General features: G+C 64.8%; 22 protein-coding genes and 1 riboswitch. Of the genes, 11 read left to right on the top strand and 11 right to left on the bottom strand.

Going from position 1 to position 22,546, the window contains the following annotated elements:
* Positions 1–12: 12 nt before the first annotated feature.
* The 5 genes from RBB31_RS00990 to RBB31_RS01010 all read right to left on the bottom strand — a co-directional run bounded on the left by RBB31_RS00990 (position 13) and on the right by RBB31_RS01010 (position 4,787).
* Complete coding sequence (locus RBB31_RS00990) at positions 13–966, bottom strand: DMT family transporter (RefSeq protein WP_306127392.1); 954 nt, start codon at positions 964–966, stop codon at positions 13–15.
* Complete coding sequence (locus RBB31_RS00995) at positions 963–1,412, bottom strand: YaiI/YqxD family protein (protein WP_306127393.1); 450 nt, start codon at positions 1,410–1,412, stop codon at positions 963–965. Before RBB31_RS00995 ends, RBB31_RS00990 begins: the two co-directional genes overlap by 4 nt.
* 4 nt (positions 1,413–1,416) lie before the next feature.
* Entirely contained in the window at positions 1,417–2,847 is a 1,431-nt protein-coding gene (gene sthA, locus RBB31_RS01000) for a Si-specific NAD(P)(+) transhydrogenase (protein ID WP_306127394.1), read from the bottom strand.
* A 3-nt stretch (positions 2,848–2,850) separates the two neighbouring features.
* Entirely contained in the window at positions 2,851–3,684 is an 834-nt protein-coding gene (fghA, locus tag RBB31_RS01005; RefSeq protein WP_306127395.1) for an S-formylglutathione hydrolase, read from the bottom strand.
* Between the two features lie 167 nt (positions 3,685–3,851).
* Complete coding sequence (locus tag RBB31_RS01010) at positions 3,852–4,787, bottom strand: AEC family transporter (protein ID WP_306127396.1); 936 nt, start codon at positions 4,785–4,787, stop codon at positions 3,852–3,854.
* Between the two features lie 179 nt (positions 4,788–4,966).
* Between RBB31_RS01010 and RBB31_RS01015 the strand changes: the two genes are divergently transcribed.
* Entirely contained in the window at positions 4,967–5,128 is a 162-nt protein-coding gene (locus RBB31_RS01015) for a hypothetical protein (RefSeq protein ID WP_306127397.1), read from the top strand.
* 117 nt (positions 5,129–5,245) lie between these two features.
* Entirely contained in the window at positions 5,246–5,863 is a 618-nt protein-coding gene (locus RBB31_RS01020; RefSeq protein WP_306127398.1) for a TetR/AcrR family transcriptional regulator, read from the top strand.
* Between the two features lie 86 nt (positions 5,864–5,949).
* Here RBB31_RS01020 and RBB31_RS01025 read toward each other — a convergent pair whose 3' ends face one another.
* The 4 genes from RBB31_RS01025 to smpB form a co-directional block, all read right to left on the bottom strand.
* Positions 5,950–7,134: an amino acid aminotransferase gene (locus RBB31_RS01025; protein ID WP_306127399.1), complete on the bottom strand. Its 1,185-nt coding sequence runs from the start codon at positions 7,132–7,134 to the stop codon at positions 5,950–5,952.
* Positions 7,134–7,991 carry a 3-mercaptopyruvate sulfurtransferase gene (gene sseA / locus RBB31_RS01030; RefSeq protein ID WP_306127400.1) on the bottom strand — a complete coding sequence of 286 codons (858 nt, stop codon included), beginning with the start codon at positions 7,989–7,991 and terminating at the stop codon, positions 7,134–7,136. Before sseA ends, RBB31_RS01025 begins: the two co-directional genes overlap by 1 nt.
* 81 nt (positions 7,992–8,072) lie before the next feature.
* A complete protein-coding gene (locus tag RBB31_RS01035) occupies positions 8,073–8,363 on the bottom strand; it encodes a hypothetical protein (protein ID WP_306127401.1) in 291 nt (96 codons plus the stop codon).
* A 97-nt stretch (positions 8,364–8,460) separates the two neighbouring features.
* Positions 8,461–8,937 carry an SsrA-binding protein SmpB gene (gene smpB / locus RBB31_RS01040; RefSeq protein WP_306127402.1) on the bottom strand — a complete coding sequence of 159 codons (477 nt, stop codon included), beginning with the start codon at positions 8,935–8,937 and terminating at the stop codon, positions 8,461–8,463.
* 239 nt (positions 8,938–9,176) lie between these two features.
* A riboswitch (TPP riboswitch) is annotated at positions 9,177–9,265 on the top strand.
* Between the two features lie 36 nt (positions 9,266–9,301).
* On the opposite strand from smpB, the gene thiD reads away from it, so the two are divergent.
* The 5 genes from thiD to RBB31_RS01065 all read left to right on the top strand — a co-directional run bounded on the left by thiD (position 9,302) and on the right by RBB31_RS01065 (position 15,170).
* Entirely contained in the window at positions 9,302–10,126 is an 825-nt protein-coding gene (thiD, locus tag RBB31_RS01045) for a bifunctional hydroxymethylpyrimidine kinase/phosphomethylpyrimidine kinase (protein WP_306127403.1), read from the top strand.
* 158 nt (positions 10,127–10,284) lie between these two features.
* On the top strand, positions 10,285–11,448 hold the full coding sequence (locus RBB31_RS01050) for a sialidase family protein (RefSeq protein WP_306127404.1): 1,164 nt from the start codon (positions 10,285–10,287) through the stop codon (positions 11,446–11,448).
* Between the two features lie 81 nt (positions 11,449–11,529).
* Positions 11,530–12,729, top strand: coding sequence for a PLP-dependent aminotransferase family protein (locus RBB31_RS01055; protein WP_306127405.1), 1,200 nt, complete (start codon positions 11,530–11,532; stop codon positions 12,727–12,729).
* A gap of 45 nt (positions 12,730–12,774) precedes the next feature.
* Complete coding sequence (pncB, locus tag RBB31_RS01060) at positions 12,775–14,067, top strand: nicotinate phosphoribosyltransferase (RefSeq protein ID WP_306127406.1); 1,293 nt, start codon at positions 12,775–12,777, stop codon at positions 14,065–14,067.
* An 8-nt stretch (positions 14,068–14,075) separates the two neighbouring features.
* A complete protein-coding gene (locus RBB31_RS01065; protein ID WP_306127683.1) occupies positions 14,076–15,170 on the top strand; it encodes a CaiB/BaiF CoA-transferase family protein in 1,095 nt (364 codons plus the stop codon).
* 120 nt (positions 15,171–15,290) lie between these two features.
* Here RBB31_RS01065 and RBB31_RS01070 read toward each other — a convergent pair whose 3' ends face one another.
* Together RBB31_RS01070 and panB are read right to left on the bottom strand one after the other, a co-directional pair.
* A complete protein-coding gene (locus tag RBB31_RS01070) occupies positions 15,291–15,638 on the bottom strand; it encodes an antibiotic biosynthesis monooxygenase (protein WP_306127407.1) in 348 nt (115 codons plus the stop codon).
* Positions 15,639–15,968: 330 nt separating this feature from the next.
* Positions 15,969–16,832 (bottom strand): 3-methyl-2-oxobutanoate hydroxymethyltransferase, encoded by an 864-nt coding sequence (gene panB, locus RBB31_RS01075; RefSeq protein WP_306127408.1) that lies wholly within the window; start codon positions 16,830–16,832, stop codon positions 15,969–15,971.
* A gap of 162 nt (positions 16,833–16,994) precedes the next feature.
* Between panB and RBB31_RS01080 the strand changes: the two genes are divergently transcribed.
* The 4 genes from RBB31_RS01080 (at position 16,995) to RBB31_RS01095 (ending at position 22,546) form a co-directional block, all read left to right on the top strand.
* Positions 16,995–18,452 (top strand): PLP-dependent aminotransferase family protein, encoded by a 1,458-nt coding sequence (locus RBB31_RS01080; RefSeq protein ID WP_306127409.1) that lies wholly within the window; start codon positions 16,995–16,997, stop codon positions 18,450–18,452.
* A gap of 245 nt (positions 18,453–18,697) precedes the next feature.
* The gene (gene xsc, locus RBB31_RS01085) at positions 18,698–20,476 is read left to right on the top strand and encodes a sulfoacetaldehyde acetyltransferase (RefSeq protein ID WP_306127410.1); all 1,779 of its coding nucleotides are present in this window, start codon (positions 18,698–18,700) and stop codon (positions 20,474–20,476) included.
* Between the two features lie 82 nt (positions 20,477–20,558).
* Complete coding sequence (locus RBB31_RS01090; protein WP_306127412.1) at positions 20,559–21,491, top strand: phosphate acyltransferase; 933 nt, start codon at positions 20,559–20,561, stop codon at positions 21,489–21,491.
* Positions 21,488–22,546 (top strand): acetate/propionate family kinase, encoded by a 1,059-nt coding sequence (locus RBB31_RS01095; protein ID WP_306127413.1) that lies wholly within the window; start codon positions 21,488–21,490, stop codon positions 22,544–22,546. The genes RBB31_RS01090 and RBB31_RS01095 overlap by 4 nt, the downstream gene beginning before the upstream one ends.

Raw genomic sequence — 22,546 nt, forward strand, 5'->3', positions numbered from 1 at the left:
CAAATAGTGCTGTCAAAGGTGGCGGGGCTCATCGCTGGCGACGATCTGGTCCTTACGGGATTCGCGCCAAATCAAATAGAGACCGGAGCCGAGGATCAGCGCGATGCCGATCCACGCGGTACGGTCCGGCCATGTTCCGAACACGGTGACGCCCCACATGATGGCCATGGGCATGGCGACGTATTCGAAGGGTGCGGCGAACGCGGCCTCGGAAATGCGGTAGGCTTGGCTGATGAAGAAACCGCCCGTGACGCCGCTGACACCCAGCATGATGAGGATCCACCAGTCATGCGCCGCGATCGGCCCCCACGCTCGGAAAAGGAAGGCCAGTGACGCGTGATCCTGTTGGGCGAACTTGCCGTCGCCAATGGAGAGGCCGATGAAGGTGCAGGCAATGATGAAGGTGATCTGGATATAGACCGCCATGGTGGCCGCGGATTCCGTGCCGCCGACCTTGCGGGCGACCATGTGGATCACTGCGTAAAGGACCGCGGCAGCCATGGGTAGGAGGGCGGCCACCTGGAAGGCCGACGTGCCGGGCTTGACGATCACCAGCACGCCCAGAAATCCCACGGCGATGGCGGCCCAGCGGCGGGCGCCCACGGTTTCGCGCAGGAAGATCACCGAGAAGACGGTGATCACCAGCGGCGAGATGAAGAACACCGCCACCGCATCGGCAATGGGCATCGCCGCCAGCCCGAGGAACAGGCAGGAATTGGCACCGACCACGCAGACCCCGCGCAACAGGTGCGCACCCGGGCGCCGTGTGCGCAGCACCCGCAGACCGTAGATGGGCAGGAAGATCACCGCGAAGGTCAGCAGGCCGATGGCTGACCGGAAGAATACGATCTGGTGCAGGGCATAATCGTCCGACAGGAACTTGATGCCCACGTCGTTCAGCGAAAAGCACATTACAGCCAGCAGGGCACAGCCCGCTCCGGCGAGGTTCGTGCGCGACACGCTCATCCCTGCGCTGCCTTGCGGACCATGCGTTCCAGCGCGTCGAGAAAGCGCGAGCGGTCGGCCTTGGTAAACCCTTTGCCGCCGCCCTGCCGGAACGGGTCGGCGGCGCGCAGGTCGCTCATCAGGTCGCGGGTGGCCAGCGCGTTGCCGATATTGGCCTGGGTCAGCGCCTCGCCGTTGTGTTTCAACACCAGCGCGCCGGCCTCGACGCATTTGGCCGCGAGGGGGATGTCGCCGGTGATGACCACGTCGCCCGGCCCGGCACGCTCGGCGATCCACATGTCGGCCGCGTCGGGGCCGTCGGGCACGATGATGGTTTCCACCAGCGGATTGCGCGAGGGGCGCAGGCCGCCGTTGGAGACGATGAAGATCTTCTGTTTGTGACGGGTGCCCACCCGCTCGACCTCGTCCTTGACCGGACAGGCATCGGCATCGACGTAGAGGGACATGGGCCTATTCCGCCGCCTTGGCGCCGCGCGCGACCTTGTATTCCTCTGGGATCGGCATGCGGTTGAACGCGTCGAGACCGGCGATCTTGTAGGCCTCAGCCAGCGTGGGGTAGTTGAACGTGTTCTGCACGAAGTAATCCACCGTGCCCTTCAAATTCAGCACCGCTTGGGCGATGTGAATGAGTTCGGTCGCGCCTTCGCCGACGATCTGGACGCCCAGCACACGGCGGGTTTTCAGCGACACGAGCATTTTCAGCATCCCGTGTTCCAGCCCCATGATGTTGCCGCGGGATGTTTCGCGGAAGCGGGCGATGCCGACCTCGTACGCGATGCCGCGCTCCTGCATTTCCTCCTCTGACATGCCGCAGGTGGAAATCTCTGGCACGGAATAGATGCCGTAGGGAAACCACGGGCTTTCGGGCAAGGTGGGCGTGTTGAGCGCGTGGCAGGCGGCAATGCGGCCTTGCTGCAAAGAGGTCGAGGCAAGCGAAGGGTGCCCGATCACGTCGCCCGCGGCGTAGATATGCGGCACGCTGGTCTGGTAGGTCTTGCGGTCGACTTCGAGCCGGCCGCGGTGGTCGGTGTTCAACCCGGCTTTGTCGAGCCCCAGCCGATCCGTGGCGCCCATGCGCCCGGCGGCGAAAAGCAGCATCTCGGAGCGGACGTGCCGCCCGTTGGCCAGCGTCGTCTCGATATGCTCGCCCGCGTCCTCGATCGTCTCGATGGCCGAGCCGAGGCGCAAATCGACGCCGTTCTCGCGGATCTGGTGGGTGAAGTCGTCGATCAGGGTCTTGTCGATGAAGTCTAGGAAGCTGTCGCGCGGCTCGATCAGGGTGACGCGCACGTCGAGGGCCGAGAACATGGTGGCGTATTCGACGCCGATAACGCCCGCCCCCACCACCACGAGGCTGCGCGGGATCTGACCCAGTTCGAGGAACTCGTCGCTGTCGACGACCGTATTGCTGTTGAAAGGCACGTAGTCGGGGCGATAGGTCTTGGTGCCGGTGGAGATCAGGAAGCGGTCGGCGGTGAGAGACATGGTTTCACCCGCCTCGGTTGCAACATCCAGCGCATTGGGCCCCGTAAAACTCGCCATCCCGTGGAGGGTATCGACGTGGTTGCGGTTAAACTGGTGCTCCAGGACATCAACCTCGTAATCCAGCGTCTTGTGCAGTCGCATTTTCAGGTCCTGCGCGCCGATATCCTCTTTCACGCGGTATGAGCGCCCATAAAAGCTGCGTTCGCGGTAACCCGAGAGGTTGAGCACGGTCTCTCGCAGAGTCTTGGACGGGATCGTGCCGGTATGCACCGACACGCCACCCAGCCTGTTCTTGCGGTCCACGACCAGCACCCGGCGTTTCAGCTTGCCCGCCTGGATCGCGGCAGAGCGTCCGGCGGGGCCGGAGCCTATGATGATGAGGTCGTAATGGCTCATGACTTACCCTGCGTAGAGCGCTTCGGCGTGGAAGGCGATGTGTTCTTCCATGAAGGAGGAAACGAAGAAATAGCTGTGGTCGTAACCGGGCTGCATCCGCAGGATGGATTGCTGGCGTCGGGTGGCGCAAGCCTTGGCAAAGCTTTCGGGCATCAGCAGGTCCAGAAACTGGTCCGACGTGCCGGTATCGCACAAAATCGGACCATCGAAGCCCTTTTCGTTCATCAGCAGCGTGGCGTCATGCTTGGCCCAGAGGCTTTCGTCCGAGCCCAGATAGGCGCCGAACTGCTTGCGCCCCCAGCTGCTTTGGGTGGGGTTGACGATGGGCGAGAAGGCCGAGACCGAGGCGAAGCGGTCGGGCATGTTCATCGCGATGGTCAGCGCACCATGCCCGCCCATGGAGTGGCCGGTGATGGCCTGCCGGGCGCTGTCGATGGCGAAGTTTGAGGCGATCAGCACTGGCAGTTCCTCGGTCACGTAGTCCCACATGCGGAAATTCGGCGCCCAGGGGTCCTGCGTGGCGTTGACGTAGAAGCCCGCGCCCTGGCCGAGGTCGAAGGCGTCGTCATTGGCCACGCCCTCGCCCCTTGGCGAGGTGTCGGGGAAGACGAGCGCGATGCCCTGTTCGGCCGCCCATTGCTGGGCGCCGGCCTTGGTCATGGCGTTCTCATGGGTGCAGGTCAGGCCAGACAGGTACCACAGCACGGGGACGGTGCCCCATTTCGCCTCTTCCGGCAGAAAGAGGCCAAAGGTCATGTCGCAATCGCAGGCCTTGGATTTGTGGGTGTAGACACCTTGCGTGCCGCCAAAGCAGGCATTTTCCGAAACGGTTTCCATCACGATCTTCCTTCTGTCCTTAACGCGGTGAGGCGCCGGGTCGGCATTATCCGGCGACTTTCGCGGACCGTATCATGCCCAGCCCTGCGGCCAACCGCGAATTTGCTCGGCGCCGGCATAGCGCCAACAGGTTTCAGTTTCACAAATGCCAGGCTGCGGGCGCGGCGTTACTGGTAGAGACCGGTGACCCAGCCAATGACGATCGACACGGTAATGACAGCTACGGCGGTCGAGATCAGGATCGAGGCCGAGACCCGCTGGGGCGCGACGCGGTAATGCTCGGCCAGGATGTAGACGTTACCGGCCACGGGCAGGGCGGCGGCGGTGATCATCACGGCGGCCGGGTAGGGGTCGACCGGGAAAAGATAAAGCGCGGAAAAGGCGACGAAGAGCGGATGCAGGATCAGCTTGTTAAAGCTGAGCCAGCCAGCGACGAAGGGGCGTTCGGCGGACTTTGTGGCCAGCGACGCGCCGATGGCAAAGAGCGCGCCCGGGGTCGCCGCGCCGCCCAGCAGGGACAGGAAATCGTTCATCACGTTGGGGATCGGCAGGTCGAAGGCGGACCAGGCAAGGCCGAGCGTTATCGACACGATCATCGGGTTTTTCACGAGGCCGATGCCGACGGTGCGAAAGATTCCGAGGCTCATCCGACCGTCGCGGGTGCCTGTGACGACGATCACGATCAGCGAGCCGAAGACGATCAGGTCAACAGCAAGCACCAGCATGACTGGTCCGATCGCGTCCGGCCCCAGAAGCAGGGTCAGCATTGGCACGCCCAGAAAGCCTACATTGCCGATCACGCCGCATTGAGCCTCGAACGCGGCTTCCTCTGCCTTGAGCCGGCGGACGAAGGCGACCAGCGTCACCAGCCCGTAAACAAAGGCGGTGCCCCAAAGGTAGGCCATGACGAACCGCCAGTCGAAGATCTCGCTCATGGTCAGGTTCGCGGAGAACCGGAACAGCATGGCCGACAAGGCGAAGTAGAAGACGAATTTGGTGAGGTAGGCGGTCGCCTCTTCGCTGAAGAACCCGGTGCGCCCTGCCCAGTAGCCAAGCCCGATCAGCAGAAAGAAGGGCAGGGTTTGCAAGAAGATATCCAGCATGGACCGGTCCTAGCATGTTGGCGGGGCGCGTCAATCTTATTGGGTGGACGCCGGGCCAATCGAGAATGAATAGCGAATATTCGAATAAGTAAACTGGTTTGTTTATTTCCCACATTGCAAAATGAACCGATCTGTTTAGATTGTTAATTGAACTGAATAGTTCAGAAAAGGAACATGATATGAAATCTCTTCTTTTGACATTGACGCTTGTCGCGTCTGCATTTGCAGGGCCTGCCATGGCGGTAAGTGTCGATATGTCCAGCCTGACGCCGGTTCTGACCTTCCCGGAACCCGCGCCCGAGCCGGTGACGCAAGGCGATGGTGGCATCGCGTCCCAGTAACTTTTGCGCATCACGTCTGCGGGCCAGCCATCCTCTTCTCCCCCGCTTGCCCGCAGACAGGCTTGCAGTTCGCCGCGTCGGACCTGTAAGCTGACAGGAACAGGCAGGAGGACTTGCATGACGGCCATGGACGCCGAGATCAAGAAAGGTCGGAAATTCGACCAGGTGCTTGAAGGCGCGCGGCAAATCTTCATGCGAGACGGATTCGAAGGCGCCAGTGTGGATGACATTGCCCGTGCGGCAAGCGTGTCGAAGGCGACGCTTTACAGCTATTTCCCGGACAAGCGGTTGCTGTTTTCCGAGGTTGCGCGGGTCGAGTGCAACCGGCAGGCCGAAGAGGCGCTGCAACAGATTGGCCACGCGGTGTCGATCGAGGACGCCCTGCACGAGACGGCGAGCCGGGCCGTGCGGTTTTTCCTGTCGGATTTCGGTCAGCAGATGTTCCGGATCTGCGTCGCGGAATCCTATCGTTTTCCGGAACTGGGCCAACGGTTCTATGCCTCCGGTCCGGCGCTGTTCAGCGAACGGATCGGACGTTTGCTGGCCCCGTACGTGGAGCGCGGCGAGCTGAAGATCGAAGACATGGACCTGGCCACCAAGCAGTTCGGAGAACTGTGCAAATGTGACCTCTTCGTGCGATGCCTGTGCGGCGTGGAATGTGACAAGTCCGAAGATGCGATAGAGCGCATCGCGACCGGCGCGGTCGAAACCTTTCTGGCGCGGTACGGCGCCTAGCGCTTTGATAAAGCGCCAACCGGCAGGTGTCTCTCCAATTCCCGTAACCGTCGCTGACAACAATTGAGAAAAGTTTAACGGGGCGCTCAGGCGCCCACGTCGATGATTGCCTTTGCCAGCAGCGGCACGGTGTTGGCATTCAGGCCCGCGATGTTGATCCGGCTGTCGCCGACCATGTAGATTGCGTGATCGCGGCGCAGCGCCTCGACCTTGTCAGGCGCGAGACCCAGGCGCGAGAACATCCCGCGGTGTTGCCCGATGAAGCCAAAGCGGTCGGACCCCGAGAGCGTGCGCAATTCCTGTGCCAGTTGCTCGCGCAGGCCGAGCATCCCGCGGCGGACCTCTTCGAGTTCGGCCTGCCAGTCGGCGCGCAGGGCGTCATCATTCAGCACCAGCGAAACGAGCCGCGCGCCGTGATCGGGCGGGAAGGAATAGTTCTGACGGTTGAGATAGGCGAGGTTCGCCTGCGTTGTCGGGCGACGCGCGCTGTCCTGGCAGACCGCCATCAGGAGGCCGGTGCGCTCGCGGTAGATGCCGAAATTCTTGGAGCAGCTGGCAGCGATCAGGACCTCGGGGCAGGAGGACACGACGTAGCGGGTGCCGGCCGCGTCGGCATCCAGGCCGTCGCCAAACCCCTGGTAGGCGATGTCGATCATCGGGATGGCGCCCTTGGCGTTGGCCAGGTCAGTCACCTCGCCCCATTGCTGCATCGTCAGGTTGGCGCCGGTCGGGTTGTGGCAGCAGCCGTGCAGCAGGATCACGTCACCGGCTTTGACGCTGTCCAGATCCTGCATCATGCCGTCGAAATCGACGCCGCCGGTCTCGTTGTCGAAATAACGGTAGGGGACATGTTCGATCCCCATGTGCTTGAGGATGCTGAGGTGGTTGGGCCAGGTCGGGTCCGACACGAACACGCGCGCCCCGGGGTTGGCCATCTTCACCAGGTCGAACGCCTGCCGCACCGCGCCGGTGCCGCCCGGGGTGGCCACGGCCGCCACCGCATCGCGGGGGGCGGCATCGTCGAGGATGAGCTTGACCATCGCGTCGGAAAAGGCCGGGTCGCCGGCGAGGCCGACATAGGCCTTTGTCTCTTCCTTCTTCCACCATTCCTTTTCGGCGGCCTTGACGGCGCGCATGATTGGCGTGCGGCCTTCGGCATCCTTGTAGACACCGACGCCGAGGTCGATCTTGGTCTCGCGCGGATCCTCCTTGTAGGCCTCCATCAGTGCCAGGATCTTGTCGGCGGGTTGTTCCTTGAGGTGTTCGAACATCAGGCTTCTCCGGTGGCGACGGAGACGGTGGGGAAGGCGCCCCATTCGGTCCAGGATCCGTCGTAGAGCGCATGGTCGGTCTTGCCGATCCGTTCCAGCGCAAGGTTGATCACCGCGGCGGTCACGCCGGAGCCGCAGCTTGTGATGACGGGCCTGGTGAGGTCCGCGCCGGCGGCGTCGAAGATCGCGCGCAATTCGTCGGGGGACTTCATCGTTGCGTCATCGTTGAGCAGTGTGCTGTAGGGCACGTTGCGGGAATTGGGGATATGCCCAGCCCGCAGCCCTTTGCGCGGCTCGGGTTCGTCCCCGCGGAAACGACCCGGGGCGCGGGCGTCCAGGATGGTGTAGTCGCCCAGCTTCGATGCGGCCGCGACTTGCGTCACGTCCTTGACGCGGTGCGCTTCGCGCCGGACAGTCATGTGCCGGTCTCGGATCATCGGAGGCAGATCCTCGGTCGGGCGGCCCTCGGCCAGCCACTTGGGCAGTCCACCATCCAGGACGGCGACATCCGTCTGGCCCATCAGGCGGAAGAGCCACCATACGCGGGCCGCCGAGAACAGGCCGTGGGTGTCGTAGACCACCACCTGGTGACCGTCGCCCACGCCCATCTGACGCATACGGGACATGAATTTCTCCACCGGCGGAGCCATATGCGGCAGGTCGGAGCGGTGGTCGGAAATATCGTCAATGTCGAAGAAACGTGCGCCGGGGATGTGCGCCTGATCGTATTCCGCCCTGGCATCGCGTTCGACGCCGGGCAGGAAATAGGTGGCATCGAGGACCCGCAGGTCGGGATCGCCCAGATGCGCGGCAAGCCAATCGGTGGATACCAGTGTTTTCGGATCGTCGTTTGCCATGACAGCCCCCAGAAACGGTTGCGAATGACGTAGCGCGGGATGCAGGCCAGTGCAAGCCGACGGGCGATTGCCGCACCGACTTCAGCGGGCGACCAGATTGCGCAACAGGCCCGCGACCAGAAGGCAGGCGGCACCACCAAGGCCCCCTGCTGCGAGCTCGATGGCAAGGGCGGTGGGGTCGAGCGCGGCGTCGTGCGGCGCGGTCTGTGCCAGCCCGCCGAGCGCCATAAGACCAAGAGCTTGGCCGCCCATTGCGCCGCCGAGAGTGCCGGCAAGAGAGTTGACCAGAAAGCCGAGGTTGAGCGTGCGCAGGAGGCCGCCGGCGAAGTTGCCGCCAATGGCGCCGGCAATGAGGCTGATCAGTAGGTCCATGCGGTCCGGTCCCTCGTGCAACCGCGCGCGTGACGCCCGGAACAAGAGGGATGATAGCAAAAGGCCCGACACCCGCAGAGGCCGAAATCGGAACGGATTACATACCGTGGCGCAAAAGCCGCTGCTTCTGGCGGTTCCAGTCGCGCTTGGCCTCGGTCTGGCGCTTGTCGGTGTTTTTCTTGCCTTTGGCGATGCCGATCTTGATCTTGGCGATGCCGCGGTCGTTGAAATACATGACCAGCGGCACGAGGGTCATGCCCTTGCGCTGGGTCTCGTTCCACAGCCGCGCCATTTCCTTGCGTGAAACCAGTAGCTTGCGCTTGCGCCGGTCTTCGTGGCCGAAAGGCACGGCCTGCTCGTAGGGCGCGATGTAACTGTTGACCAGCCACAACTCGCCATCCTCCACCGCGGCGTAGCTTTCGGCGATGTTGGAGCTTTTCTGGCGCAGGGATTTGACCTCGGACCCTTCGAGCACCATGCCGCATTCGAGGTCGTCCTCGATGGCATAGTCGTGCCGCGCCTTGCGGTTCTCGGCGACGACCTTGTAGTTGGGATTGATCTTGGGCTTAACCATCTCAAAATGCCTTCCGGGCGGTGCGAAGGATGAAGATAGCGCCTGTGTCGGAGGCTTCCAACCCCCTGAAACGACTCGAAAGGTGAACGGGGCGGCGAGGGGCAGATCGGCACGTCGGTATCACGTCGGTATCCTAACAGTATGGCGACGGTGCTATTATTCGCAAATGGCATGATTAACCGGGCGGGCGTTGCGCCGCGCCACCGCAGTTGACAGGACCGCCGCCGTGCCTATCGTCGGGGATGAGCCAGGGGCGCCTTCGGGCTGAGATGCACCCTTTGAACCTGACCCAGATCATGCTGGCGGAGGAAGGCGCGACCGGAACCGGTCGGACCCAGCCTTTCGACGTCGCGAAAGGAGCCGGATGAAACCCCAGACAAGGAACACTGCCAAGGGCCGGATCGCCAACGTCCTGTCGATCGCGGGGTCGGACCCGTCGGGCGGTGCGGGCGTGCAGGCCGATCTCAAGGCAATCTCGGCGAACGGAGCCTATGGCATGGCGGCGCTGACCGCGTTGACGGCGCAGAACACCCAAGGCGTGCAGGGCGTGCACCTGGTGCCGCCGGAGTTCGTGGCCGACCAGATCCGTGTGGTGGCCGAGGACGTGCGGATCGACGCGGTGAAGATCGGGATGATCGCCACGGCAGAGATCGCGCGGGCGGTGGCGGATGCCTTGCCCGAGGCGCCGGTGGTGCTGGACCCGGTGATGGTGGCCAAGGGGGGTTCGTCGCTTCTGTCCGAGGACGCGGTGGCGGCGCTGCGCGATGCGCTGGTGCCGAAGGCGGCGGTGATCACGCCGAACCTGCCGGAGGCGGCGGCGTTGCTGGGCCGCGACGAGGCGACGACGCGGGACGCGATGGCCGAACAGGCGCAGGCGTTGCGGACGCTGGGCTGCGCGGCGGTGCTGTTGAAGGGCGGGCACCTTGTGGGCGAGGACAGCCCGGACGTGCTGGCCGATGCGGACGGCGTGCATTGGTTCGAGGGCGCGCGGGTGGCGACGCGCAATACCCATGGCACGGGATGCACCCTGTCGGCGGCGCTGGCAGCCCGGATCGGGCGGGGAGACCCTCTGCCCGAGGCGGTGGCCGAGGCCAAGGCCTATGTCGCGCGGGCGATTGCCGGGGCCGGGGCGCTGGATGTCGGGTCTGGGCATGGTCCGACGCATCATTTTGCCGGGATGTGGGCGTGACCGTCGTATCAGGGCGCATCCCGCCCCGGACCTGATCCGGGGCCTCTGGCCCGATGGAAACAAGCCCGCATTTGGCGGATCCGGATCGGCCAATTCCCGCTCTCGGGAATCGCGCCGGGACGTGGTAGTTTTGCGCGAACCATGCGGAGCCCCGTGTCATGCCTTCCCCCTGCGTCAGCCTTCTTGTCGGCACCACCAAGGGTGCCTTTATCCTGTCGGCCGGTCCGGACCGGAACGGCTGGGACGTCACCGGCCCGCATTGTGATGGCTGGTGCATCAACCACATGGCGGGCGATCCCGACACCGGCACGATCTGGGCCGGGGGTGGCGGTGCGTTTCACGGGGCGGGCATCTGGCGCTCCGAGGACCATGGGCGGTCATGGACGCTTGCCCGCCTGACCCGCGGCCAGATGGACGAGTGGGCCGCGCAGGATCCGGGCTTTGCCGAGATGATCGGTTGGACCGACACGCCGCTGCCGTTCGAGGATGGGTTCGAGCAGATCTGGTCGCTGGGGTTCGCGCACGGGACGCTTTATGCCGGAACGAAGCCCGCGAATTTGCTGAGGAGCGGTGATCACGGTAGGACATGGAGTCGCGTCGACGCCTTGACCGATCATCCATCGGCCAAGGACTGGAACCCCGGTGCCGCGGGGCTGGTTTTGCACACGATCGTCTTCGACCCTGATGAACCCCGGAAGCAGTGGATCGGGATTTCCGCCGCCGGGGTGTTCGCCACCGAGGATGGCGGAGCCACCTGGGCGCGGCGCAACCGGCTGTCGAATGCCGAGGCCTGTGGCGCACACGATCATCCAGCCGGACCGAGCAACGGGGAAACCGGGCATTGCGTGCACAACATCATGCGCGCACCGGGTAAGACGGACCTGCTCTATCAGCAGAACCACCACGGGGTCTGGCGGTCGTCCGATGGCGGGCGGTCGTGGGACGACATAACCCGGGGTCTGCCGTCGACCTTCGGCTTTCCGATCCGGGTGCATCCGCGCGATCCGCGCACGATCTGGACGTTGCCGCTGAATGGCGACATGGCGGGGCGCTACCCGCCCGATTCGGCCTGTGCTGTCTGGCGTTCGCGCGACGGGGGCGAAACATGGGAGGCGCTGCGCGAGGGGCTGCCGCAGGAGAACTGTTTCTTCACCGTGCTGAGGCAGGCCATGGCGGGGGATACGCTGGACGCGCCGGGCCTGTATTTCGGGACCAACTCGGGGTCGGTCTTTGCCAGCCTTGACGAAGGCGACAGCTGGCGCGAGATTGCGCGGCACATGCCCACGATCCTGTCGGTCGAGGCGTTCGAGCCGGGCGCTTGAGCGCGCAGAACGGGAATTGAACGAATGTTCATTTTCCTTTATGCACGCCCCGACCCCTTGCACGACTTCGGGAGACAGCCGATGCCCCAGCGCCCCGCCTTTGCCAAATGGCTTGACGATACCAACGACGTGACAGCCACTTTCCTGGCTGCCGGGCGTATTCCCGGTCTTGTCAATCTTGGCGGTGGCCTGCCGGGAACCGAGATTTGGCCGATCGAGGACATGACGAAACTGGCGACGTCTGCCGTGGCCGATCATGCGGACGAGACCCTGGCCTATGCCCCCGTCGCGGGCCTGCCCAAGCTGCGCGACCTGATTGCGGCGCGGTATTCCGAGGGCGATCTTACCCTGACGCGCGACAACGTCCTGATCACCGCGGGCGGGGCGCAGGCGCTGAACCTGATCGGCACGGTGTTGCTGGAGGAAGGCAGCGTGGTCGCCTCGCAGACGCCGGCCTATCTGGGGGCGCTGGACAACTGGCGGCCGCGGCAGCCGGTCTATCGCCCGATGCGGCTGGAGGCGAACGACCTTGACCCGGTGGCGGCGATGACCGGAGCGCAGTTTGCCTATACGGTGCCGAATTTCTCGAACCCGACGGGCAAGCTGGTGAATGCGGCGACGCGCCGGCGGCTGGTGGATGCCGCGCACGAGACAGGCACCTGGCTGATCGAGGATGACCCCTACGGCACGCTTTATTATGACGACGCGCCGATGCCGCGGATGCTGACGCTGTCGGCGGAGCGGGCCGGGGCGCCCTATGACGGGCCGGTGATCTATCTTGGCACCGTGTCCAAGGAGCTGGCGCCGGGGCTGCGCATCGGCTGGATCATCGCCGCGCCCGAGATGATTGAGGTGCTGAAAGCCGCCAAGCAGAGTGCCGACATGTGCACCAGCGGCCTGTGCCAGCAGATCACCCATGACGCCTTCGCCACCGGGCTGGCCGATGACATGCTGCCGACGATCCTGGATCTTTACCGCGCGCGGCGCGATGCGCTGTGCGCGGCGATGGACGAGCATCTGCCCGAGATGTTCACCTGGGAGCGGCCCACGGGGGGCATGTTCGTCTGGGCCACGGCGAAGGACCCCGCGCTGGATACAAACCGGCTGATGGAGGTGGGGCTGGAGCATGGGGTGTGCATCTCGCCCTCGTCGGTGTTCGATCCAGAGGGGCGCGACCACAGCTCGATCCGCATCAACTTTACCTACAATACCGAGGACAAGCTGGTCACGGGAATTGAGCGCCTCGCCACCGCGACCCGCGCCGCGCTTGCGGAGACCTGACCACTTTGCTCTAAGAGGCGGCGCAACTACCCCGGGAGGCCGCCCATGGTCGACATCGCGACCCGTGTCTGGAACCACAAGTGGAAAATCGACCCGATCGTCCGCTCGCTGATCGACACCGATTTCTACAAGCTGCTGATGTGCCAGTCGGTGTTCCGCAACCGGCCCCATACCACCGTCACCTTCTCGCTGATCAACCGCAGCAAGGACATCCGACTGGCCGAGCTGGTGGACGAGGGAGAGCTGCGCGAACAGCTGGACCACATCCGCTCGCTGTCACTGTCGCGCGGGGAGTCCACGTGGATGCGGGGCAACACGTTCTATGGCAAGCGGCAGATGTTCACGCCCGAGTTCATGGACTGGTTCGAGAAGCTGCGGTTGCCGCCCTATCACCTGGAGAAACGCGACGGGCAGTACGAGCTGACCTTCGAGGGGACCTGGCCGCAGGTGATGCTTTGGGAAATTCCCGCGCTGGCGGTGCTGATGGAGCTGCGGTCGCGCGCCGTGCTGCACGACATGGCCCGGTTCGAGCTTCAGGTGCTTTATGCCCGTGCCATGACACGCCTGTGGGAAAAGACCGAGATCCTGCGCGACACGCCGGGCCTGCGCATCGCCGATTTCGGCACGCGGCGGCGGCATTCGTTCCTGTGGCAGGACTGGTGCGTGCAGGCGATGACCGAACGGCTGGGCGAGAATTTCGTGGGCACCTCGAACTGCCTGATCGCCAAGAACCGCGACCTGGAGGCGATCGGGACCAACGCACATGAGCTGCCGATGGTCTATGCCGCGGTGGCCGAGGATGATGCCAGCCTGGCCCGCGCGCCCTACGAGGTGCTGTCGGACTGGCATGACGAGCACGATGGCAACCTGAGGATCATCCTGCCCGATACATACGGCACCGAAGGGTTTCTGGAGAAGGCGCCCGACTGGCTGGCCGGGTGGACCGGCATCCGGATCGATTCGGGCGACCCGGCGACCGGGGCCGAGATCGCGATCCGGTGGTGGAAGGACCGTGGCGAGGATCCGACGCAGAAGCTGATCATCTTTTCCGACGGGCTGGACGAGGAGAAGATCCTGTCGCTGCACAAGCAGTTCGCGGGCCGGGTGCGGGTGTCGTTCGGTTGGGGGACGCTCTTGACCAACGATTTTCGCGGCCTGACTCCGGGAGACGCGCTGGCGCCGTTCAGCCTGGTCTGCAAGGCCGTTGCCGCGAACGGACGGCCCACGGTGAAACTGTCGGACAACCCGCGCAAGGCGATGGGGCCCGCCGACCAGATCGACCGCTACAAGCGGGTGTTCGGGGTGGGCGAGCAGGAGGAGATGGAGGTGGTGGTGTGAGCGCCCCCATGCTCGCTGGTCTGAAAATAATCGAGTTCGAGGGCCTTGGCCCCGCGCCTTTTGCCGCCATGATGTTGGCGGATCTGGGCGCGGAGGTCACCGTTGTCCAGAGGCCCGGGCCTGCCAATCCGACGATGGGCGCGCACAACATGCTGGACAGGGGGAAGCGGGCCGTTGTGCTGGATCTCAAGGATCCCCGCGACATGGCGGTCGCGAAGGCGCTGGTGAACGAGGCCGATGCGCTGATCGAGGGGTTGCGGCCCGGGGTGATGGAGCGGCTGGGACTGGGGCCGGAGGCGTTTGCGCAGAGCAATCCGAGGCTTGTCTATGGCCGGATGACCGGCTGGGGGCAGGACGGGCCGCGGGCGCATCTGGCGGGGCATGACTATAACTATATCGCCACGGCGGGGGCGCTATACTATGCCTCGACCCCCGGCGATGCGCCGCTGACGCCGCCGACGATCGTGGGGGATATCGGGGGCGGGGCGCTGTACCTGGTGGCGGGCGTCCTGAGCGGTCTGTTGAATGCGCAGCGGACGGGCCGGGGCACGGTGGTGGACGCGGCGATCACCGACGGGTCGGCGCACATGATGGCGTTGTTCATGGCGATGGCGGGGGGCGGGAACCTGTCGCGGGAGCGGGGGCAGAGCCTGCTGGACGCACCGCCCTGGGGGCGGACCTATGTCTGCGCCGACGGGCGGTACCTGTCGGTGCAATGCCTGGAGCCGCAGTTCTATGCGATGTTTCTGGATCTTCTCGGGCTTGATGACCACCCGCTCTTTGCCGCTCAGTACGACCGTGCCCAGTGGCCGGATCAGACGGCGCACCTTTCGCGGCTGTTCGCCGAGCATCCCGTGGCCCATTGGGCCGCCCTGTTTGAAAATTCCGATGCCTGTGTCGCGCCGGTGCTGAGCCCGTGGGAGGCGGCGGCGGATCCGCATATCGCGGCGCGCGCGATCTGGCACGCGTCGGAGGGCGACGTGCTGCAACCCGCGCCGGCGCCGCGCTTTGACGGGAAAGCCCTAGCGCCGAACCCGACCCCGGCGCGGGGGCAGGATACGGAGGCCGTCCTGAAGGACCTGCGAGCGCGCGGTTTGATCTGACCGGCGTGCGTAAAACAAACGGCAGCGTATGTTGAGCTGCGCGATCCCGGACTTGATCCGGGATCTCTTGCCGCGAGAGTCCCCGGATCAGGCCAGGACGGAAGCCGCGACAGGGACGTCTCAGCCGTTATGAACCTGTTTGCTGTCCTCGGGGGCTTCGTCGCGTTGATGCATGCCGTAGTCGCGGATGACCGACACGACGCGCAGGCGGTAATCGTCGAACATCATTTCGCGGCCCGCGCGCTGGGCGCCGCGGTGCGCCTCGAGCCGGCGCCATTCGTCCAACGCGGCCTCGTCGCGCCAGAAGCTGAGCGAGAGAAGCTTTTCAGGGTTCACAAGGCTTTGGAAGCGCTCGACGGAAATGAAGCCGTCGATGCTTTCGGCCAGAGGCTTCATCTTCGCGGCCATGGCGAGATAGGCGTCTTTCTGGTCGGGGTGCGGCATGACCTCGAAAATGACGGCGATCATCTGGGCTCTCCTGTGCTTAGTGTCGAAACACATTTCAGGAAGGTTCGTTCCTCGCGCAAGAGGAACTTCTCTGATTGGGCAAAAGCGTCGTTTTCTCGCGCCAAGGAGATGACGGAGCAGGGACGCGGCCTTGTGACCGGTTCGGGAGCGATCCGAACGGTTTGCCGCAATCGCGGGCGCCCTTGTGCCGGCGGCTGCGTTCGCGGAGGCGTTGGACGGCGCGTGGGTTTTCACCCACCCTACGTGGCCGGTCGGCGGCATCGCCGCCTCCGGCACCTGGGGCGGGACGGCTTTGCGTTCGAATGCGCGCCGGGTGGGGTTCGGCCCGGTTCAGACCTGGCGGCGTTTCTCGACCATGTCGCGGAAGGCGTCGGTTACGCTGTCATCGACATGGTAGCTATGGTCGTCGTCGGGAAAGGCGCCGGACCGGACGTCGGCGGCGTAATCGGACAGGCCCTTTACCGCGGCCTCGGTCAGGTTTGCGTAGCGCTTGGTGAACTTGGGTTTGAAATCGGTGAATACACCGAGAAGATCGTAGCTGAGCAGGATCTGTCCGTCGGTGCCGGCGCCGGCGCCGATGCCGATGGTGGGGATCTCGAGCTCGGCGGAGATGATGCGGGCGATCGAGGCCGGCACCGCCTCGAATTCAAGCATGAAACAGCCGGCGTCCTGGATGGCGAGCGCGTCCTGCAGGATGTCCATCGCGTCCTCGGGAGTCTTGCCCTGTACGCGGAAGCCGCCATACATCGCGACGCGGTGCGGGGCCATGCCGATATGGCTGGCCGTGGGGATGCCCGCCGCGACGAGAGCCTTGAGGATGTCGGCCTGGCTGCGGCCGCCCTGGGGTTTGACCGCGTCGCAGCCGCCGTCCTGCATGAAGCGCGTGGCGTTGGTCAGGGCGCGGTCCACTGTGTGATAGCTCTGATAGGGCATGCAACCGAGCGAGAAGGTATTGGGCGCGCCCCGGCGGATGGCCTGGGCGTGCAGGACCATCATGTCCATCGTCGCGGGTGCGGTCGAGGCGTGGCCGTGGGCGATCATGGCGAGGCTGTCGCCGACCACGACGACATCGACGCCCGCCGCCTCGGCCCATTGCGCTGAAGTGTAATCTGGCACGGAGGTGTAGACCATGCGCGTGCCGTCATGTTTCGAGGCCCTGATCTGGGTGATTGTCCGTTTTTTTCGTTCGGTCATGTGGCCGTCCTCCCTTGAGCCATCGATGTGCCGCGCCGTAGCTGGCACAGTATTGTCGGCAATTGATATATCATCAAGATATTAAATGGCAACGGCAGAATCAGCCGAAATGCCGATCGGTCCAGATTGCCGCGACGATGGGGCCAGTGTAGGATCCCGCGCATGGCCATATCGGTGGAAAGCTTTTTCCTGTCGCCCGAGGCGGAAGGGACGTTGCAGGCGCAGATCCAGCAGATGATCGCGCAGGGCATCCTGTCGGGGCGGTTCCGGAAAGGCGAGAGGCTGCCGAGTTCCCGCAAGATGGCCGAACATCTTGGGGTGAGCCGGATCACGGTGACGCTGGCCTATACCGAGTTGCAGGCCAACGATTACCTGGAGAGCCGGGACCGGTCGGGGTATTTCGTGTCGCAGAACGCGCCGGAGCCGCCGGCGTTCACGCCCAGTGCGGCGAAGGGCGACATGATCGATTGGGGGCGGGCGATCGGGCGGCGCTATACCGGCGGAGCGACCCCGGAGAAACCGCGGGACTGGTCGGACTATCCCTATCCGTTCATCTTCGGGCAGACCGATCCGAGCCTGTTCGATCACGCAAGCTGGCGGCATTGCGCGCTGCGGGCGCTGGGGCAGAAGGAGTTCCAGGCGCTGGCGGCGGATGCGTATGACCAGGACGATCCCAAGCTCATCGAATTCATCGCGCGGCATACTCTGCCGCGCCGGGGGATATTGGCGGAGCCGGGGGAGATATTGCTGACGATGGGGGCGCAGAACGCGCTGTGGCTGACGGCGCAGGTGTTGTTGACCCAGCGGCGGACGGCGGCGGTGGAGGAGCCGTGTTACCACGCGCTGCGCGATATCCTGACGCAGTCGCGCTGTCACATGGCGCCGGTGCCGGTGGATCGTGACGGGTTGCGGCCACAGGATCTGCCGGAGCGGGCGGACGTGATTTTCACCACTCCGAGCCACCAGGCGCCCACGAATGCCACCATGCCGCTGGACCGGCGGCAGGAGTTGCTGGCGCGGGCGCGCGAGATGGAGGCGCTGATCGTCGAGGACGATTACGAGTTCGAGATCAGCTTTCTGCGCGCGCCGCTGCCGTCGCTGAAATCGCTCGATAGCGACGGGCGCGTGATCTACGTGGGCAGTTTTTCCAAGTCGATCTTTCCGGGGCTGCGGCTGGGGTATCTGGTGGGGCCGCAGGCGTTCATCCGTGAGGCGCGGGCGCTGCGGGCCAGCGTTCTGCGGCATCCGCCGGGGCATGTGCAGCGGACCACGGCCTATTTCCTGAGCCTGGGTCATTACGACAGCCTGATCCGGCGGATCGGCAAGGCCTATGCGCGGCGGCGGCAGGTGATGGAGGCGGCGCTGGACGATCAGGGCCTCGGCGTGGAGGGGCGCGGCGTGTTCGGCGGAAGTTCGATCTGGATGCGGGCGCCCGAGGGCGTGGATACCGAGGATCTTGCGCGCCGGTTGCAGACCCGGGGCGTTCTGATCGAGCCGGGGCGGCCGTTCTTTGACGCTGCGAATGCGCCGCGGAATTTCTACCGGCTGGCCTATTCCTCGATTCCCTCGGAGCGGATCGCGGACGGGATCGGGATACTGGCAAATGAGCTGGGTTCGTGAGGCCGTTTACGGTCGCGCCGCCGAAAGGCGAACGCGCCTTGCATGACAGGGCGTAAAGCCCCTCGCGGAATCACAAAAGAGATCCGGAGTGCAAATAAATGAGACCAAAAGTCTCAATAAAAATACTCTCTGGCTATAGTATGCAGCGGAAACTGGCCCTAGAATGGGGGTGACTGCGAGGGTAGCTTCCCCCCCAAGCCGCGCCGGTGGAGGACCGGCCTTTTCCAATGTTCAGGAGCACAGTCATGAAGATGACCACCGAAGAAGCCTTTGTCAAAACGCTGCAACGTCACGGGATTCAGCACGCGTTCGGGATCATCGGGTCGGCGATGATGCCGATTTCGGACCTGTTCCCGAAGGCCGGGATCACGTTCTGGGATTGCGCGCATGAAGGCAGCGCGGGGATGATGGCCGATGGCTATACCCGTGCGACCGGCAAGATGAGCATGATGATCGCGCAGAACGGGCCGGGGATCACCAATTTCGTGACGGCCGTGAAAACCGCCTACTGGAACCACACACCGCTGTTGCTGGTGACGCCGCAAGCGGCGAACAAGACGATCGGTCAGGGTGGCTTTCAGGAAGTCGAGCAGATGAAGCTGTTCGAGGACATGGTGGCCTATCAGGAAGAGGTGCGCGACCCGACGCGCGTGGCCGAGGTGCTGGCGCGGGTGATCAGCCAGGCCAAGCGCCTGTCTGGGCCGGCGCAGATCAACATCCCGCGCGATTTCTGGACGCAGGTGGTGGATATCGAGATCCCCAACGCGATCGAGTTCGAGGTGAGCCCTGGCGGCAGCAACTCGGTCGCCGAGGCTGCCGCGCTTTTGAGCGATGCCAAGAACCCGGTGATCCTGAACGGGGCGGGCGTGGTCTTGTCCAAGGGCGGGATCGAGGCGTCGATGGAGCTGGCCGAGCGGCTGACCGCGCCGGTCTGCGTGGGCTATCAGCACAACGATGCGTTCCCGGGCTCGCATCCGCTGTTTGCCGGGCCGCTGGGCTATAACGGCAGCAAGGCGGGGATGGAGCTGATCAAGGACGCGGACGTGGTGCTGTGCCTTGGCACGCGTCTGAACCCGTTCTCGACCCTGCCGGGGTACGGGATGGAATATTGGCCCACGAATGCCAAGATCATTCAGGTGGATATCAACCCGAACCGGATCGGCCTGACCAAGAAGGTAACCGTCGGGATCGTGGGCGATGCGGCCAAGGTGGCGCAGGGCATCCTGAAGAACCTGGGCGAGACGGCGGGGGATCACGACCGCGAAGCGCGCAAGGCGAAGATTGCCGAGACCAAGAGCCGTTGGGCGCAGCAGCTGGCGAGCATGGACCACGAGGATGACGACCCCGGCACCACCTGGAACGAGCGGGCGCGCAAGGACAAGCCCGACTGGATGAGCCCCCGCATGGCGTGGCGGGCGATACAGGGCGCGCTGCCGCGCAACGCGATCATCTCCAGCGATATCGGCAACAACTGTGCGATCGGCAACGCCTATCCGGATTTCGACGAGGGGCGAAAATACCTGGCGCCGGGGCTGTTCGGGCCTTGTGGCTATGGTCTGCCCGCCATTGTCGGCGCCAAGATCGGTTGCCCGGACGTGCCCGTGGTGGGCTTTGCCGGCGACGGTGCGTTCGGCATCGCTGTCAACGAGCTGACGGCCATTGGCCGGAGCGAGTGGCCGGGGATCACGCAGATCGTGTTCCGCAACTACCAGTGGGGTGCGGAGAAGCGGAACTCGACCCTGTGGTTCGACGACAATTTCGTGGGGACCGAGCTGGATGACGATGTCAGCTATGCCGGGATCGCCAATGCCTGCGGGCTGAAAGGGGTCGTGGCGCGGACGATGGACGAGCTGACCGATGCGCTGAACACCGCGATCAAGGAGCAGATGGAGAACGGCACGACCACGCTGATCGAGGCGATGATCAACCAGGAGCTGGGTGAGCCGTTCCGCCGGGATGCCATGAAGAAACCTGTGGAAGTGGCCGGCATCAGCGCTGACGACATGATCGAGCAACGGGTCTGAGACGTCGCAATCCTGACGCCCCGCAGGCATACTCTTGCCACGCGGGGCCGATCAGGGCCCTGGACAGAGCACAGGACAAGACATGACAGACCGATATCCCTTTCTCGCCGCGAGTGAGCCCACCTGCCCGCCTTCGTTGTTGACGCGGGCGCAAGGCTTGCCGCGGCCGCGCGTGGCGCTGGTGAATGCCGGTGCGCCGAACCCGTTGCAGGGCATCCGCGAGGCGTCCGAGGCCGGGCTGGCCGAGCCGGTGCTGATCGGGGACAGCGACAAGATCAAGGCCACGGCGAAGGAGATCGGGTGGGATATCGCGGGGCTGCCGCTGATCCACGCGCCGAAGGAGAGCGCCGCGCCGGTGGCGGCCGAGATGGCGCGGGGCGGCGAGGTGGGCGCGATCATGAAGGGGCAGATCCACACGTCGACTTTTCTCAAGGGGCTTTTGCCGTCGGCGGCTGGGCTGCGCGAGAAGGGCACGCGCTGCGGGCATGTGTTTCACATCACCATGCCGGGGTCGGAGCGGCCCTTGCTGTTGACCGATGCGGCGTTGAACGTGGACCCGGACGTCGAAACGCGGCAGGCCTGTCTGAGCCATGCCGTTACTCTGGCGCGCAAGCTGGGGATCGAGCGGCCCAAGGCGGGGATCCTGGCGCCGACCGAGGACCCCATTCCGACGGTACCCAACACCATGGAGGCGCAGGAGATCGCGGAGTGGGCCAAGAGCGCGCTGCCGGGGGCGGTGGTGCAAGGGCCGATGGCGATGGACCTGATCCTGTCGAAGGCGGCGGCGGCGGCGAAGAATTACGAGTCCGAGGTGTCGGGCGATGCCGACATCATGCTGACGCCGAACATCACCACGGGCAACGCGCTGTTCAAGCTGATGTCGTTCGGCATGGGGTGCTGCTGTGCCGGCGTGGTGCTGGGGGCCAAGGTGCCGATCCTGCTGACCAGCCGGGCGCAGGGGGCGGAAGAGCGCATCGCCTCGGCGGCGCTGGGCGTGATCGGGGGGGCGGCATGATTTTGGTGGTCAACGCCGGGTCGTCCTCGATCAAGGTGGAGCTGTTCACGCCTGCTCTGGAGTCGGTTTTGTCGGGCTCGGTGACCGAGATCGGCGGGCAGGGGCGGCTGAGCCTTGGGGGTGACAAGCAGGACGTGTCTGTTGCTGACCATACGGCTGCGTTGGGTTTGATCCTGGAGAAGCTGGAGGCGGCGGGGCATCCGGTGTCGTCGCTTGCGGCGGCAGGGCATCGCGTGGTGCATGGCGGGGCGCATCTGACCGCGCCGGAGCGGCTGACCGACGAGGTGATTGCCAGGATCGAGGCGGTGGTGCCGCTGGCGCCGCTGCACAATCCGCATAACTTGTCGGGGGTGCGGGCGCTGGCCGGGCTGGCCCCGGACCTGCCGCAATTCGCCAGTTTCGACACGGCGTTTCATGCGACCAATTCCGACGTGGCGGTGACCTATGCATTGCCGCGCGCGGAGCGGGACAAGGGCATAAGGCGGTACGGGTTTCATGGCCTTTCCTATGCCGGGATGGTGGCGCAGTTCGGGGATGACCTGCCGCGGCGGTTGCTGGGGCTGCACCTTGGGAACGGGGCCAGCCTGTGCGCGATGGTCGAGGGCAAGTCTGTGGCGAACTCGATGGGGTATTCGCCGTTGGACGGCCTTGTGATGGGCACGCGGACGGGGTGCATCGACGGTATGGCGGTGCTGCGTTTGGCCGAGGATCACGGGATCGAGGCTGCGGGCAAGATCCTGAACAAGGAAAGCGGGCTGAAGGGGCTGGCCGGGACGAATGACATGGCGACGCTGCTGAGTCGCGACGACGAGGACGCGCGGTTCGCGGTCGAGCATTTTTGTTACTGGGCGGCGCGGCAGGCCGGGTCGGCGATTGCCGCGATGCAGGGCGTGGACGCGGTGGCGTTTACCGGGGGCATCGGCGAGAACGCCGAATCCATACGGGAGCGTATCATGGAGCATCTGACATGGCTGGGGGATATCCCCGTGCACGTGGTGCCCGCCGACGAGGAACGGCAGATTGCGCGGGATGTGGTCGGGCTGTTGCCCGGCTGA

The organism is Roseovarius sp. MMSF_3350 (assembly GCF_030733425.1).
Classification (GTDB): Bacteria; Pseudomonadota; Alphaproteobacteria; order Rhodobacterales; family Rhodobacteraceae; genus Roseovarius.

Coding starts and splice junctions, on each gene's coding strand:
- sseA (WP_306127400.1), bottom strand. CDS start 7,991: ATGGCAAACGACGATCCGAAAACACTGGTATCCACCGATTGGCTTGCC.
- RBB31_RS01055 (WP_306127405.1), top strand. CDS start 11,530: ATGCCCCAGCGCCCCGCCTTTGCCAAATGGCTTGACGATACCAACGAC.
- RBB31_RS01080 (WP_306127409.1), top strand. CDS start 16,995: ATGGCCATATCGGTGGAAAGCTTTTTCCTGTCGCCCGAGGCGGAAGGG.
- panB (WP_306127408.1), bottom strand. CDS start 16,832: ATGACCGAACGAAAAAAACGGACAATCACCCAGATCAGGGCCTCGAAA.
- pncB (WP_306127406.1), top strand. CDS start 12,775: ATGGTCGACATCGCGACCCGTGTCTGGAACCACAAGTGGAAAATCGAC.
- RBB31_RS01015 (WP_306127397.1), top strand. CDS start 4,967: ATGAAATCTCTTCTTTTGACATTGACGCTTGTCGCGTCTGCATTTGCA.
- RBB31_RS01035 (WP_306127401.1), bottom strand. CDS start 8,363: ATGGACCTACTGATCAGCCTCATTGCCGGCGCCATTGGCGGCAACTTC.
- RBB31_RS01070 (WP_306127407.1), bottom strand. CDS start 15,638: ATGATCGCCGTCATTTTCGAGGTCATGCCGCACCCCGACCAGAAAGAC.
- thiD (WP_306127403.1), top strand. CDS start 9,302: ATGAAACCCCAGACAAGGAACACTGCCAAGGGCCGGATCGCCAACGTC.
- smpB (WP_306127402.1), bottom strand. CDS start 8,937: ATGGTTAAGCCCAAGATCAATCCCAACTACAAGGTCGTCGCCGAGAAC.
- RBB31_RS01090 (WP_306127412.1), top strand. CDS start 20,559: ATGACAGACCGATATCCCTTTCTCGCCGCGAGTGAGCCCACCTGCCCG.
- RBB31_RS01050 (WP_306127404.1), top strand. CDS start 10,285: ATGCCTTCCCCCTGCGTCAGCCTTCTTGTCGGCACCACCAAGGGTGCC.
- RBB31_RS00995 (WP_306127393.1), bottom strand. CDS start 1,412: ATGTCCCTCTACGTCGATGCCGATGCCTGTCCGGTCAAGGACGAGGTC.
- RBB31_RS01010 (WP_306127396.1), bottom strand. CDS start 4,787: ATGCTGGATATCTTCTTGCAAACCCTGCCCTTCTTTCTGCTGATCGGG.
- RBB31_RS01025 (WP_306127399.1), bottom strand. CDS start 7,134: ATGTTCGAACACCTCAAGGAACAACCCGCCGACAAGATCCTGGCACTG.
- RBB31_RS00990 (WP_306127392.1), bottom strand. CDS start 966: ATGAGCGTGTCGCGCACGAACCTCGCCGGAGCGGGCTGTGCCCTGCTG.
- RBB31_RS01095 (WP_306127413.1), top strand. CDS start 21,488: ATGATTTTGGTGGTCAACGCCGGGTCGTCCTCGATCAAGGTGGAGCTG.
- fghA (WP_306127395.1), bottom strand. CDS start 3,684: ATGGAAACCGTTTCGGAAAATGCCTGCTTTGGCGGCACGCAAGGTGTC.
- xsc (WP_306127410.1), top strand. CDS start 18,698: ATGAAGATGACCACCGAAGAAGCCTTTGTCAAAACGCTGCAACGTCAC.
- sthA (WP_306127394.1), bottom strand. CDS start 2,847: ATGAGCCATTACGACCTCATCATCATAGGCTCCGGCCCCGCCGGACGC.
- RBB31_RS01065 (WP_306127683.1), top strand. CDS start 14,076: ATGCTCGCTGGTCTGAAAATAATCGAGTTCGAGGGCCTTGGCCCCGCG.
- RBB31_RS01020 (WP_306127398.1), top strand. CDS start 5,246: ATGACGGCCATGGACGCCGAGATCAAGAAAGGTCGGAAATTCGACCAG.